Source organism: Streptomyces sp. NPDC037126 (assembly GCF_055605965.1).
The window spans coordinates 210,057-223,407 of sequence record NZ_JBVJTD010000013.1; the positions used below are offsets into that span (position 1 = coordinate 210,057).

14 protein-coding genes are annotated in these 13,351 nt (G+C 68.4%); 12 read left to right on the plus strand and 2 right to left on the minus strand.

The annotated features are described in order from the left end of the window. Nucleotides 1-108: 108 nt before the first annotated feature. Together ACZ7FF_RS26835 and ACZ7FF_RS26840 are read right to left on the minus strand one after the other, a co-directional pair. Nucleotides 109-1,302, minus strand: a complete 1,194-nt coding sequence (locus ACZ7FF_RS26835; protein ID WP_470814997.1) for a helix-turn-helix domain-containing protein — start codon at nucleotides 1,300-1,302, stop codon at nucleotides 109-111. Nucleotides 1,303-1,308: 6 nt separating this feature from the next. Beyond that, complete coding sequence (locus ACZ7FF_RS26840) at nucleotides 1,309-1,776, minus strand: NUDIX hydrolase (RefSeq protein WP_470814998.1); 468 nt, start codon at nucleotides 1,774-1,776, stop codon at nucleotides 1,309-1,311. A 168-nt stretch (nucleotides 1,777-1,944) separates the two neighbouring features. Here ACZ7FF_RS26840 and ACZ7FF_RS26845 point away from each other — a divergent pair, with 168 nt between their 5' ends. From ACZ7FF_RS26845 to ACZ7FF_RS26900, 12 genes are all read left to right on the plus strand, one after another. Next, nucleotides 1,945-2,748, plus strand: coding sequence for a TauD/TfdA family dioxygenase (locus ACZ7FF_RS26845; RefSeq protein WP_470815000.1), 804 nt, complete (start codon nucleotides 1,945-1,947; stop codon nucleotides 2,746-2,748). A 49-nt stretch (nucleotides 2,749-2,797) separates the two neighbouring features. After that, on the plus strand, nucleotides 2,798-3,232 hold the full coding sequence (locus ACZ7FF_RS26850; RefSeq protein ID WP_470815001.1) for an ATP-binding protein: 435 nt from the start codon (nucleotides 2,798-2,800) through the stop codon (nucleotides 3,230-3,232). Nucleotides 3,233-3,316: 84 nt separating this feature from the next. Further along, nucleotides 3,317-3,991 (plus strand): HAD family hydrolase, encoded by a 675-nt coding sequence (locus ACZ7FF_RS26855; RefSeq protein WP_470815003.1) that lies wholly within the window; start codon nucleotides 3,317-3,319, stop codon nucleotides 3,989-3,991. Further along, the gene (locus tag ACZ7FF_RS26860; RefSeq protein ID WP_470815005.1) at nucleotides 3,988-5,841 is read left to right on the plus strand and encodes a hypothetical protein; all 1,854 of its coding nucleotides are present in this window, start codon (nucleotides 3,988-3,990) and stop codon (nucleotides 5,839-5,841) included. Before ACZ7FF_RS26855 ends, ACZ7FF_RS26860 begins: the two co-directional genes overlap by 4 nt. After that, nucleotides 5,838-6,794 (plus strand): thymidylate synthase, encoded by a 957-nt coding sequence (locus ACZ7FF_RS26865; RefSeq protein ID WP_470815006.1) that lies wholly within the window; start codon nucleotides 5,838-5,840, stop codon nucleotides 6,792-6,794. The genes ACZ7FF_RS26860 and ACZ7FF_RS26865 overlap by 4 nt, the downstream gene beginning before the upstream one ends. A gap of 8 nt (nucleotides 6,795-6,802) precedes the next feature. Then, nucleotides 6,803-8,521, plus strand: a complete 1,719-nt coding sequence (locus ACZ7FF_RS26870) for a carbamoyltransferase family protein (RefSeq protein ID WP_466386244.1) — start codon at nucleotides 6,803-6,805, stop codon at nucleotides 8,519-8,521. Then, nucleotides 8,506-9,570: a glycosyltransferase family protein gene (locus ACZ7FF_RS26875; RefSeq protein ID WP_470815007.1), complete on the plus strand. Its 1,065-nt coding sequence runs from the start codon at nucleotides 8,506-8,508 to the stop codon at nucleotides 9,568-9,570. The genes ACZ7FF_RS26870 and ACZ7FF_RS26875 overlap by 16 nt, the downstream gene beginning before the upstream one ends. 96 nt (nucleotides 9,571-9,666) lie before the next feature. Next, the gene (locus tag ACZ7FF_RS26880; protein ID WP_344016702.1) at nucleotides 9,667-10,179 is read left to right on the plus strand and encodes a P-loop NTPase family protein; all 513 of its coding nucleotides are present in this window, start codon (nucleotides 9,667-9,669) and stop codon (nucleotides 10,177-10,179) included. 31 nt (nucleotides 10,180-10,210) lie between these two features. Further along, nucleotides 10,211-11,056 (plus strand): class I SAM-dependent methyltransferase, encoded by an 846-nt coding sequence (locus tag ACZ7FF_RS26885; protein ID WP_466386189.1) that lies wholly within the window; start codon nucleotides 10,211-10,213, stop codon nucleotides 11,054-11,056. After that, a complete protein-coding gene (locus ACZ7FF_RS26890; RefSeq protein WP_365169353.1) occupies nucleotides 11,053-11,814 on the plus strand; it encodes a phosphotransferase in 762 nt (253 codons plus the stop codon). The genes ACZ7FF_RS26885 and ACZ7FF_RS26890 overlap by 4 nt, the downstream gene beginning before the upstream one ends. Then, nucleotides 11,811-12,467, plus strand: coding sequence for a histidine phosphatase family protein (locus tag ACZ7FF_RS26895; RefSeq protein WP_365169356.1), 657 nt, complete (start codon nucleotides 11,811-11,813; stop codon nucleotides 12,465-12,467). The genes ACZ7FF_RS26890 and ACZ7FF_RS26895 overlap by 4 nt, the downstream gene beginning before the upstream one ends. Beyond that, on the plus strand, nucleotides 12,464-13,300 hold the full coding sequence (locus ACZ7FF_RS26900) for an aminoglycoside phosphotransferase/kinase family protein (protein WP_470815010.1): 837 nt from the start codon (nucleotides 12,464-12,466) through the stop codon (nucleotides 13,298-13,300). Before ACZ7FF_RS26895 ends, ACZ7FF_RS26900 begins: the two co-directional genes overlap by 4 nt. The last annotated feature ends 51 nt before the right edge of the window (nucleotides 13,301-13,351 follow it).

Genomic DNA, 13,351 nt, shown 5'->3' on the forward strand with positions numbered 1-13,351 from the left:
TCTGGGACCAGCGGAGTCCGAGCGATTCGATGGACACCCTGATTCCGCAGGACGAAGGGCATGACGGTGTTGCTGCAAAGCACTGTTGTCTCCCAGGGTGGCATGGCACTACGCCGCCATCTCACTGCGCACGCGGTGCAAAGCGTGGGCCGCGGCCTCATGAGCAGCCGGCAGTTGGTCGGCAGCGGTGCGCATGATGCGCTGGAGCTGATGCGGCAACCGCTGCACGACCGCTTCGTGAATGGCAGCGTCCAGCGACTCTGCCGCACCGTTGCGGTCGCCGGCGAGCAGCTGCACATGGCCCACGGTCACGAGCTCGATCACCCGCCATTGCGGCGCCACCGTAGTAGTGGGCGCAGGACTGTCTCCCACCAGCCGTATGGCCTCGCGAGCCCGTCCGGTCGCGACCAGCCCCCGAAGTCGGATCTCGTGCAGAGAGAAGGGGTTGAACAGGCTGGTGTGCTCCACCGCAGAAAGCAGATTGTCCGATTCACGCATCACCCGATCGAACAGTACGCAGTTGCCCAATGCACCAGCGGCACGGGCCAGCAGCGCCAGGCCAGCACCGCGTGCGCGTTCGTCGGGCGCAACAGCGACAGCGCGACACAGGCGTTCCACGGCTGCACCTCGCAGTCCGGCCTTCCGCAGCTCGTTGCCGTGCATCCGCAGCGCGTACGACGTCATGACCGGGTCCCCGAAGTACTTGGCAAGCTCCAGACTCTTGGCCGTCCACCGGGCCGCCGTGCTCAGTCGCTCTTCTGGAAGGACATTTCCCAGGGCGACCCCGAGCCCCACGCGGGCACGGGCAAGCAGATGCAGGACGTCCCTCTCCGCGTGTCCGTCTTCCACCCGGGCCTCAAGGCGGGCAACCAGTGGCCACAGTTCAGCAACTGCTTCCGCGGCGTGGCCGGACTGCCGGGCGATCTCGGCCAACCGGACGGTGGACTCACCGAACTGAAGCATGGCCCGGTGATCGGTGTCAGCCACGTCTGTCACACCAAGGACGTGAGGTGGCAACCGCAGGGAGTCGCAGATACGGCGGCGGGACCTCACATCATCAAGGCTGCGCTTCCCGAGTTCAAGGGCGGAGATGTAGGTCTTGTCGTACCCGAGGAGTTCGCCGAGTTCCGTCTGGTTCAAGCTGTGCACACGGCGGTAGAAACGCAGGATGCCTGCCAGTTCTCCTGCCGCCAGGATGACCTCGGCTTGTGGTGTCGCCCAGTGCCACTGTGCATGGCGCGCCGACGGACGAATCGCCGGCCAGCGCTCGCTTTGGTGCTCCTGACTTACTCCAGCGGCCATAGAGAGCTACTTCCGCTTGTAGTCGTCCAAGCATCCCGCCTTTCGGCCGTACCAGGCGGTCACTGCTTGTTTGTAGCCTTCGGGCATGTTCAGAGCGGCCACCTGGTCAGCGGCGAACAGGCCAAGCTGCTTGTGTTCATGGCTGACTACGGGTGCTCGGTCGGGAGTAAGCACCGTGCACCCGTAGGAGACGATCAGGACCTTGCGGCCGGGAATCGGCTCGTAGATCCAGACGCCGCCGTCAATCAGCGGACCCGCTTTCACCTCCCAACCGGTCTCCTCCTGGATCTCCCGCTCCAAGGCCGCTTCGGGGCTGTCATCGGCCGGAACAGCGCCGTCCGCTGTCCCAGACTCCAGACGTCCGCCGGGGAGCTCCCACTCGTCCCGTTCGTTCTTCAGCAGCAGTACCCGGTCGTCAGCGTCGAGAGCGACGCCCTTCACGGAAACGGGCCAACGGGGCGTTGTGTACGTCATTGCGGTCCTCGTCCTGGGCAGTGCACTCACGTTCTCCGGAACGTAGCACGCGGAGGGCAACTCAACGCCAACCCAGGCGATTTGACCGAGTCGACAATCTGTCGCTTTACCCGGCTCACCGGCGGTTCTCACGCTGACCGTACCGACCTAGTGCGAAGGAGTACCGCGATGCACACCGCAACCACTGGCCCGGCGACGTTCATTGAGTCCGAACACATCGACATTCGGGCACCACGCGCCGTTGATGCGTGCATCGCCCGCTTGCATGAGACCGGACTGGTGACCGTCGCGGGCCTCGTGGGCCGCAGTTCGGTATTCGACTTCGCCAACCAGCTGATGCACATCACGCCGCATCCTCACAGCGACCCCGACGGACTGACGACCATCCAGGACACGGGCAGGCACGCGCACCGCGCCGGTCTTGCCGGCCTCGGACGCGGCGACCTGGAGGCACACACCGAGCGTGCCGGAGTCCCCAACCCGCCGCGCATGATGCTCTTCGTCTGCATGAGGCCCGCTACAGAAGGCGGCGATGTCCTGCTGGCCGACGGGCGTGACGTCCTGGCGAGCCTGATCGCTGAGGCGCGGGAAGCGGCGGTCATGCTCGCCAAGGCCAGAACCGCGTATTTCGGCGCGGGCGCAGGACATCCCAGCCAGGTGTTCACGATCCGTGGCGACGGCCGCATCACGGTCCGGTTGCGCCAAGACGGCCTTGCACGTTGGAGCCCGATCGTCCATCCGCATCTACCCGCACTGCGCCGAGCCATCGCGAACTGCCAACGTCGCCTCCGCCTCGGACCGGGCCAGGGTTACCTGCTGGACAACCACCGTTGGCTTCATGCTCGTGCCGGGTTCACGGGTCGCCGCCTGTGCTTGCGCTCCTTGGGTGAGCCCTGTGTCCCCACGCCGCCGGGCTTCGCTCCGGACACGCTTGGTGCCCGTCTTCCGACAACCCTCGATGCCCCCTGCTGACGTGGAAGCCCTACCTGCTCCGGCGCCCTGCGACTCACGGGAGAACCGGATGACTGCTCTCACAGTCCCAACACGATCGCCGGTGGAGCCATCGCCCAGGAATTCCCATATCTTCGAGACCGCCTTCGCCCCGCAGCAAGCCTGTGCTCAGCGAGCCCGCCGAGACATCACGGCGCTCTTGAGGATGTGGGAGGTTCCCCAGGTTCTGCTCGACGACGTCGTGCTTGCCGTTTCAGAGCTGGTCACCAACGCCGTCCAGCACGGAACGGGAGATGTGCGTCTGCGCGCGTTCAACACAAATGAGCAGCTGCGCATCGAGGTCACTGACGACAACAGCGCTCCTGCAACACTCAGGGCGGCCAGCGACGACGACACCTCGGGCCGCGGTCTGCTCCTGGTGTCCGCCCTCGCGCAGAACTGGGGCGTCAGCGAGGACGGCAATACGACGTGGTGCGCCTTCCACATCGCTTCGGGCAGGGCCTGACGGTCAGCGGGAACGACGCAACCGTCACAGCGTGCTGCGCCGAAGACTCTACCTCCATCCCACCCCTTCCTTGGGAGCCCTTTCATGCCCTCTCGGCTTACGTCCACACCCCACTCGGAGACGTCGCCCGCGCTCCTCCTCGACCTGGACGGCGTGCTCGTCGACACCCGCCCGGTCATGAAGCGCGCGTGGCGCCAGGTCTGTGAGGACCACGGCCTCGACGTGCCGTTCGGGGAGTACGAGCGTCACCTGGGGCGGCCCTTCGCCGACGTCATGCAGCAGCTCGGGCTCGCTGACGCCGAGCCGATCCACCAGACCTACTCAAAGGCGTCGACGGCCGCCTCTCACCTTGCCCGGCAGTTCGACGGCGTCATGGAGGTCCTGCATGCCTTCGCCGCTGCCGACTGGCGGCTGGGGATTGTGACGTCCAAGCCGTTGGCGCGAGCCACCCCTCTCCTGGCTCAGCTCGGCGTCCCTTTCGCCACGGTACGCACGCCGAACGGGATAGGGCGGGGGAAACCCGCGCCAGACCCAATACTGCTCGCCCTGATCGACCTGGGCGCCGACCCGGCCGATGCCCTGTACGTCGGAGACATGGCGGTCGACCAGGAGGCAGCCCGTCGCGCCGGCGTCTCGTACGTGCACGCGGGCTGGGGCTACGGCACCCCGAGCTCCCCGGCCCCCGTCGTCGCCGAATCTCCGAAGGACCTGCTGCGGCTCATGGACACCGGGCCGATCCTTGAAGGGAGCCTGGTATGAGGCCGTCCAAGCGCAGTGCCTTGGGCATCGCCCGCGCCGACTCCGATGACAAGCCCCTGTGGGCGCTGGTCGGCGAGCGCGCGCTCGTGACCATGAAGTCCGACCGGATCACCACGTCCGAACTGGAGGTCCTGCCCTTCGACCAGCGCGATGCTGAAGCACGGGTCAACCATGTGATGGAGGCCCTCGAAGCGTACGGCGCCGACCTCGCGAGGACTCCGGGTGGCGCGGGGTGGCTGTACGTCCAGCACGTGCCGGTGCGGCGCCTGGTGGCACAGGTCGTACGTAAGCTGGCGGCGCTCAGCGCGTGGGAGCCGTTCGCCAAGGCCCCAGGTCCGCTGAGACTCGCGCCCTACGAAGGACTCGTCGGGCTGCGGTCGAGCAGCTCCCGCGAGTACCGGGCGTACACGGTCACCTGGTCGGGCATTGCCTACCTGCTCGGAGCCTCAGCCCTTCACAATCCCCTCCGATCCGCGCAGTTACGCAACCTCCCTCCTGCCCTGACGGCCGCGTCGGTGCCGAGCTCGGCGCCCTCGGAGCTTCCAGTGAGCGAGGTGGTGGCGTTGTCGTGGTCGTCCCGTCACGCGGCCACTCTGCTGCCAGTGCTGGAGGAGCTGGCCAGGAACGGGCGCCCCAGCCTCGTGGTGGACTTGGCGACCGACCCGGCGGAGCGGTGCCCGGCTTCGCGCGTCGCGGGGGTGAACCTGTGCTCGCCTCCGCCCAGTCTCTTCGACCTCTCCGGCGCCGTGGACGGGCTTAGGCCGCAGGATGACGGCCCCGTCGTTCGAGTCGACGAGCACGACCTCCGACTGGCCCGATTGCTCCGCCTCGTGTCCGTACTTCTGGAGACGAGCGGCGGGTGCACCCAGCCGTCTTGGCGATCCGTGGTCCGGGCGGAGACATGGTTGGACGGCGTTCTCGCCGCCGTACGGCCGCATACCGTCCTGGTCAGCAACGACACCAGCCCGCTGGGTGCGCTGGCCGTACATGTGGCAGAGCGCCATGGGATGAACACTGTGCACGTCCAGCACGGGGCTTGGACGGCTGAGTCGGTCGCATGGCCCGCCCTGCACAGCCGCGACATCGTGGTCATGGGTGAGCGGGACCTCCCCCTCGCGAAGGAGTGGGTGCGCCACCCTGACGCCGAAGTCCATGTCCTGGGCCAGCCCCGCTTCGATGTACTCGCTGGCCTCGGCCGCGATACCCAGCGGCGCTACCTGGAACATCTGCTGGCCCACGGCCCGCGTCGCAGTCCTGCCCGTATCGCGGTGTGGGCCTGCCAGCCCTTCGGTCCTGACCGGCTCAAGGCCCAGGCCGACCTGCTGCTGGACGGTCTGTGGCAGGCCGGCAGCGACTGGGGCCTCGTCATCGCGCCGCACCCGGCGCAGAGCATCGACGTCTTCGCCCCCCTGCTCGAACGGCACGGTCGGCCGCTCGTGGCCGTGGCCGATCCCCGGGTCGGCGCTCGTGGCTGCCTCGCCGGTGCCGACGCCCTGGCAAGCGCCTATTCGACGTGCGGCATCGAAGCCGCGCTGATGGGCGTGCCGGTGCTCGAACTGGGTTCGCCCGGCGAGCGCACGCTCGGACTCTCCGGCCACGGCCTTGCACGGCGGTGCAGCACCGCCGATGACATCGCCGACGCTCTCGTCGCACTGCGCGGTCCGCACCCGCCTGCCGACCGGGCGGCGACGGACGCGGTGTGCCGGTGGCGCGGTGACAGCGCGGCCCAAGTCGCATGCCTCATCACCCGCCGCTCGGGCGGCCATGCCATGCACTCCCACCACATCAACCACGATGCCCGCGCCGCCGAGTCCGGACGGCCGCAGGGCGAAGGAGTACCTGTCCGATGACACACCTGACCGCCGACAGCGTCGCCGAACTGTTCGTCGGCGCTGTCACCCTGGCCAAGAGCGGCGACAGGGTCAGCCCTCGCGGCATGGCGACCCGTGAGGTGCTCGACGTCCACATGCGGCTGACCCAGCCGCGGGCTCGCCTGCTGTACGCGCCGCCGGCACGCGTCATCAATCCGGCGTTCGCCGTGGCGGAGACCGTCTGGCACCTCTCCGGCTCGGACGCTCCGTGGATCTTCGATTACAACGCGCGCCTGCGGCAGTACGCCGACGACGGTGTCCTGCGGGGCGCGTACGGGCCGCGTATGCGGAAGTGGGCCGGTAACGTGGATCAGCTGAGCCGCATCGTCGAGATCCTCAAAGAGGACCCCGACTCCCGCCGGGCCCTGATCCAGCTCTACGACCCGGCCCAGGACGCCGCCGGGCACAAGGACGTGCCCTGCACCCTGGGCTTCGGCTTCCACCTGCGCACCGGCCGCCTGCACATGTCGACAACGATGCGTGGTCAGGACGTGTGGATCGGCATGCCGTACGACCTGTTCTTCTACACCGTGCTGCATGAGCTGGTCGCGGGCTGGCTCGGCGCCGAGCTGGGCGAGTTCCACCACCACGTGGGATCACTGCACATCTACGAGAACCATCTCGACCAGGCGGAAGAGCTGACCGCGGTGACCGCGAGCCCGGTCATGCCGGACCTCACCACACCGTGGCGGGGCTTCGACGATCTGCTCGACCAGGTCGAGGCCCGGGACGTGACCGGCCACCCGGGCTGGGACACGATGGCCGAGACACTGCGCAGCTACCGCCTGTGGAAGGACGGCGCGCGTGAGCAGGCGTGGCGGGTCGCCGACAAGATCGACGGGCCGCTGGGCGAGGCGCTCATCGCCTGGTACGGCGAGCTGAATCGCCATGCCGGCGCCTCGACCGCGCGCGAGACGGCGGGGACGCGGTGATGGCCACCATGGACCGCGAGCCCTCGGTCATCCTCGGGCTGTGTTCCTTCACGCACGACTCCTCCGCTGCCCTGCTGGTAGACGGGGAGCTGATCGGCTTCGTGGAGGAGGAGCGCCTCTCCCAGCACAAACACACCAAGGACTACCCCGGCCACGCAGTCGAGTGGCTGCTCGGCGAGGCCCGGCTCACCGCGGCCGACGTCGACGCCGTCGCCTACAACTTCCAGCCCGCCCACTACCTGGCCGAGTCCCCGGCAGCCCTGCGCCTGTCTCTGTCGCCGACGACGCGTGAGCGAGCGCTGCCGAGGGCTCACGGCTTCGCCAAGGTGGCGCTGCGCACCCATCTGCGAACCCGCGCCCTCGGCCGGCGGTTCCCCTCCGCTGGCGTCATCCCTGTCTTGCACCACCGGGCTCACCAGCTGACGGCCTTCACCGCCTCAGGGTGGAACGAGTCCGCCGTGCTCATCGTGGACAGCCTGGGCGAACGGCAGACCACCACCATCGCCTGTGGACACAACGCGCTCCACCCTTCCACCCGCACCCTGGAGGCGATCAACGACCCTGCCTCCCTGGGCTATGTGTACGGCGCGGTCACCGAGCACCTCGGGTGGCGCCGTGGTGACGAGGAGGGCACCGTGATGGCGCTCGCCGCCCTCGGCGATCCGGAGCGGTTCCGCCCACTTTTTGCCCGGGCCCTGCGCACAACTCCCACGGGCTTCTCGGTCGACCCCGCCTACTTCCCGCCGCGCGTGCTGACCTCGGGCTACCCGAGGACCTCTCGCCGCTTCATGGACGAGACGTGCCCCGAGCGCCACCCGAGCGAGCCGATCCAAGACGTCCACCGGGATTTGGCCGCCGCCCTCCAGGAGCGCACCGAGCAGGTGATGCTGCATCTGGCCCGCAGGGCCCGGACGATCACCAGATCGCGCCGCCTGTGTGTCGGCGGTGGAGTCGCCACGAACTGCGTGAGCATCGGGCGGATCATCGAGGCCGGAATTTTCGACGAAGTCTTCGTCCCGCCCGCCCCGGGCGACGCCGGCACCGCGATCGGGGCCGCCATCGCCGCACACACCGGCAGCCGCAGCCGGCGGCCCGTGTCCGGCGTCGCCCGGGCCTGCTATCTCGGCCCGTCGTACCAGCACCAGGCCCTTGACCTCACGCCATGGCCCGGGCTCCAGCAGAAGACGCTGGGCGTGGAGTCCGCCGAGTTCCTCGCCGACCAGCTTGCCCACGGCATGATCGTCGGGCTCTTCCAGGGACGAGTCGAAGCCGGCCCCCGCGCCCTTGGGAATCGCTCGATCCTCGCCTCTCCATTGGAGCCCGGGGTCGTCGAGCGTCTGAACGCCACCGTGAAGTTCCGGGAGCCCTTCCGCCCATTCGCCCCCATGGTCCTGGCCGAACGCGCCGCGGAGTTCTTCACCCTCGGCCAAGAGGCGCCGTACATGTCGATGGCGTCCGGCGTAACCGACGAGGCGCGCGAGCGCGTGCCGGCCATCGTGCACGCCAACGGCACCTCCCGCCTCCAGACCGTCACCCGGTCGCAGAACGCGTTCATGCACGACGTGCTGAGCGCCTTCGCCCGCCGTACAGGGGTGCCGGTGCTGATCAACACCTCCCTCAACGTCAAGGGCAAGCCGATCTGCGGAACACCGGAGATGGCGCTGGACTGCCTGGCCAACTCCGGACTGGACGCCCTGCTGCTGGAAGGTCGGTGGATCACAAAGTGAAGATCGGATACAGCTTCTGGGGATTCCTCGGCAACGGAATCACCGACAGCCCGGACGGGGGCCGCAGCCACCGCCGCCCCCTGATCGACGCCCTCCTCGGCCGCGGCCACGAGATCGTCTTCCTACAGGCCAACCGCGACCTGATCGAGGCCGGCGACGACCTCGGCAACGCCTACGCCTTCCACAGCGGCACCCCGGACATCGACGTCCTGTTCCTGGAGTGGCGCTGGGCAATCGATGGGCGCAACACCACCCCGTGCGGCACCGAGGGGCACACCTGCGACCTGCACCGCCAGACAGAGCTGGTCACCTGGTACACAGTTCGGCTCGGAACCCCGACCGTGATCTGGGATAAGGACCGCCAGCTCCGGCCGGACAGCGTGTGGCGGCGTATCCGCCAGACCACTGTGTGCGAGGCCGCTCTCGAACCTACGGCGGGCGCCCACCGCCTGCTCTTCCCGGTCGACGACCGTCTCCTCGACGAGGCGGATCCGATCGTGCTCGCCAACAAGCCCAGGGATCTCGTCCTCGGGTATGTCGGCAACCAGTACGACCGCGACGAGCATTTCGACCGCTTCTTCGCGTCGGCCGCCACCCGCTTCGATCACCTGGTCGGGGGCAAGTGGAGCAAGACCGATCGCTGGCCGCACGTCCGGTTCCTCGGCAGGCTCCCCTTCGAGGCGGTCCACGCCGTGTATGGCAGGTCTCTGGCAACCGTGCTGATGCTGCCGGAGCGGTACGCCGTCGTCGGGCAGATGACGCAGCGGATCTTCGAGGCCGTCCTCGCCGGCTGCCTGCCGCTCACCCCTGCCGACATCCTGCACGCGGACCGCTTCGTGCCCAAGGAACTGATCGTCAGCTCCGGCAGCGAGGTGATCGAGCGGCTCGCCCACCTCCAGCGGATCGCCGGCACCCAGCAGCACGCGGACCTGATCGCAGCCTGCCTGGACCGCCTGGACCTGTTCCGCCTGAGTCGGCAGGTAGACGCGTTGGAAGCCGTACTGGACACGGCTGCCAGCCCCGTAAATGTGGAGCGGGGAGCGGCGTGATGCAGCTGGCTTCCCAGACCATGGCACCTGGATCATCCGAACGTGTCCGACCGGCCGGTCCGACCGGGCACCCGAGCGCCTCTACGCTGGAGCACCATGAAGAAGGTCGCCATCGTCGGCTGCGGAGGCAGCGGCAAGTCCTACCTGGCACGCGAGCTGGGCAGGATCCTCGACGCCCCGGTCACTCACCTGGACGCCGCGTTCTACGACGACGCGTGGAACGCGCTGCCCATGGAGAAGTTCGCCGCCCTGCAGCGGGACCTGGTCGCGCAGCCGAAGTGGGTGATCGACGGCAACTACAACTCCACCTTGCAGATCCGGCTCGAAGCCTGCGACACGGTGGTCCTCATGGACGTCTCGACCGTGGCCGCGCTGTACGGGATCTTCTCCCGTCAGGTCCGGCACGGGGCAGGGCACAAGGGCAACGGGGTGCACAACCGCATCCACTGGGGCGTGATCAAGTACGTGGCGACGTACCGCCGCAAGATGCGCCCGCGCGTCATGGCCAAGATCGAGGAATTCGCCTCGGGCCGTGCCGAGGTGGTGCTGCTGCGCAACCGGCGACAGACGCACCGCTGGCTGCGCAAGGTCGCCGCCGAGCACCGCTGAGCGCTCCGCGCCCCCGAGGGGAGGGTGCGGCATGAGCGGCGCCAACCCGTTCCTGGACCCCGCGCGGCAAGCGGAGCTGTATGGGCACGCCTCGCGGCTGGCCGGCCGGTCCAATGCCCTGATGCGGGCGAAAACCTCCGGACGCCCGGTACCAGACACGATCGTGCGCCTGGTGCGCGCCCACCACGAGCGGGCAGACAAGCTCGGCCTGGTTTTGGACGTCGGCTGTGGTCGCGGTACAAGCAGTCTGGCCCTGGCCCAGCAACTCCGGCCGCAGCGGGTACTCGGTCTCGACGCGGCTCCGGCCTTGATCGAACAGGCCCTGCACCGCGCTCAACGGCTCCCCAACGTCCCAGTCAGCTTCCTCATGGGCAACTTCCACCAACTGCCGCTTCCTGCCCAGTCATTCGATGTCGCTGTCGCAGCCTTCTGCCTTTACCACTCACCGCAGCCTCAGACGGTGGTCGCGGAGATGAAGCGGGTGCTGGCTCCGGGAGGGCTGGCCGTGCTCGTCACGAAGGGACTCGACAGCTACCGGGAGATGGACCAGCTGGTCGCTGCCGCCGGCCTCGACCCGCGGGCCGAGCAGCACGAGAGCCTGTACATCTCGGCGCACAGCGACAACCTCGCCCACCTGGCCGCCGTGTCGCTCGACGTACTCGCTGTGGAGCACGAGGAACACCGCTTCACCTTCGACGGACACGACCACGTGGCGGAGTACCTGGCCACCAACCCGAAGTACGACCTCGCCCCGGGCCTTTACGGCAATCCTGGCGCGCTCGCGGCAACACTGCATGAGTTCCTGCCGGACCGGCCCCTCACCACCAAGTCCCTCGTCACCTTCGTGGTGGCCCAGTCAGGGGGAGGTCGGTCGTGAGCGTTCGCCAGTTCACAAAGCACTACGAGACCCCCGGCCGGGTGGCCTCGGCAGCCCGCCATCACGCCTGGCTCGTCGAGCACGCACCGCCGCTGCGGCTTCCGGCGCTGACGGTGGTGGGGCCGACGAGCCTGACATACGAGTGGATCGACGGCCGTCCTGCCCGGACCGAGGACCTGCCGGCCCTGGCTGGGTTGCTGGGCGATGTCCACGGGGCCGCCTGGACCACCGACCTCCGGCCGGCCGCGCTCAACAGGCCCCACCGTTTCCGTGACGGCATCGCGTTCGGCGACTACATCGGTCCCCGGCAGGCTGCCCTGCGAAGAAGGCTGGAACAGGGGTACCTGCCGGACCGCGGGGCCTTGCACGCATTGCTGACGCTGCTGGAGAAGACCGCCGAGGGGCCGACCGCCTTCTACAAGGACAGCAACCCGCGAAACTTCATCATCACCGAGGCCGGCGAGATCTACACGGTCGACACCGACGATCTGACGCTGGCGCCGATGGGTTACGACCTGGCGAAACTGATCGCGACGCTGGTCCTGACGTACGGGCCTTTGCCGACTCCAACCATTGACTCGGCCCTGTGCGCCTACAACGAGGCCGCCGTACGCCACGACCCCCGGCTTGGCATCACGGATCGCGAGCGGCTCGACGACTTCCTCGCCCTGCACGCCGTGTTGACCGCTCCGTACGCCGGGCGCAACGGCTACCGCTACTGCTGGTCGCCCCGACCCTGCCCCCGAGGATCCGCATGATCACCACCGAACTCGTCTTCGTCCGCCACGGCGAAGCCCAGTGCAACGTCGACGGCCTGGTAGGCGGCCCGCGCACCTGCACCGGGCTTACCAACCGCGGATACGCCCAGACCGAACGGGTCGCGCTCCGCCTCGCCACCGAGCACCGCGACAAGCCGTTCGGAGCGCTGTACGCCGGCCCACGCCTCCGTCTGCGCCAGACCGGCGAGATCATCAGCCAGGCCCTCAACCTCCCCATGTTCACCGACGACCGCCTCGACGGTCCGGTCCACGGTGCCGCCGACGGCAGACCGTGGGCGGAGGTGAAAACAGCCGCCGATGGCGGGCCGCACGCCCACCCGGACAGGCCCTGGGCTGCTGGATCCGACACGTGGAACGGCTACCTGGAGCGTGCCGGCCGCCTTCTACGGGAGCTCATCGACCATCACGAGGGTGAGCGCATCCTGTTCGCCGCGCACGGCGAGACCGTGATCGTCGCCCACACCCTGCTCCTGGGTATCCCTCTCGGGTCTCCGGCGGGATTCACGGTCTCCCATGGGTCCATCACCCGGTGGCAACACCACCTCAACCGGCTCGGACAGAGACGGTGGATGCTCGACCGCCACAACGACACCGAGCACCTGGCCGCGTTAGCGCAGGAGGCTGTCGCGTGATCACGCTGTCCGATGATCCGCGCCTGAGCCTGGCACGCGGCGCACTCGGAGCGGTCCGGATCGTGCACGATCCGACTCTCCCGCCCCGAGTCCTGCGTCTGGTCGACACCGACGGCAATGAGTTCTTCGCCAAGCAACACAGCGAACGCGACCGATACACCCGAGAACTCCATGCCTATCTCGCCTGGGGAGCTCACCTGATCGGGCACGTCCCCCGAGTGGTGGGCCGACAGGACAGAACATGCACCCTGCTGCTCACCGCGGTGCGCGGCGTACGGGCGGATGCGGTCGCCCCCGGATCGCCGGAGGAGGAACAGGCTCACTACGAGGCCGGGCGCGTCCTGGGCAAGCTGCACCACGCCACCTCGGTACCGCGTACCGGCGCCGTCGGCACGGAACTCGCCCAGCGGCTACGCGACTGGATCGCCCGTGCAGACCGAGCCGGCCTCATCTCCACGGCCGAACGCGACCGCATGAGCCACAGCGCGGACGTCTTGGCGAACACGCTCATGGACAGCGCGGTGTGCCACCTCGACTACCAGCCGCGGAACTGGCTCCTTGGGGACGCCTTCGGAATGTGCGACTTCGAGCACATGCGCCGGGACGCCCGCATCCGCGACTTCGCCCGGCTCGAATTCCGCCGCTGGCAGGCCGCTCCCCACCTCCGCACGGCTTTCTTCGCCGGATACGGAACGCCGCTGAACGACACCGAACAGCCACTGCTGGAGTCCTTCGGTGCGATCGAGGCCGTCACCGCCCTGGTCCGCGGACACGAGCAGGACGATCTCGCCCTCAGCAGCCACGGCCGCACCGTTCTCGCCCGGCTCGCTTGAACCACAACCCTCCCCGGATTCCTGGAGAACTCCGTGTCACAGCACGCATCC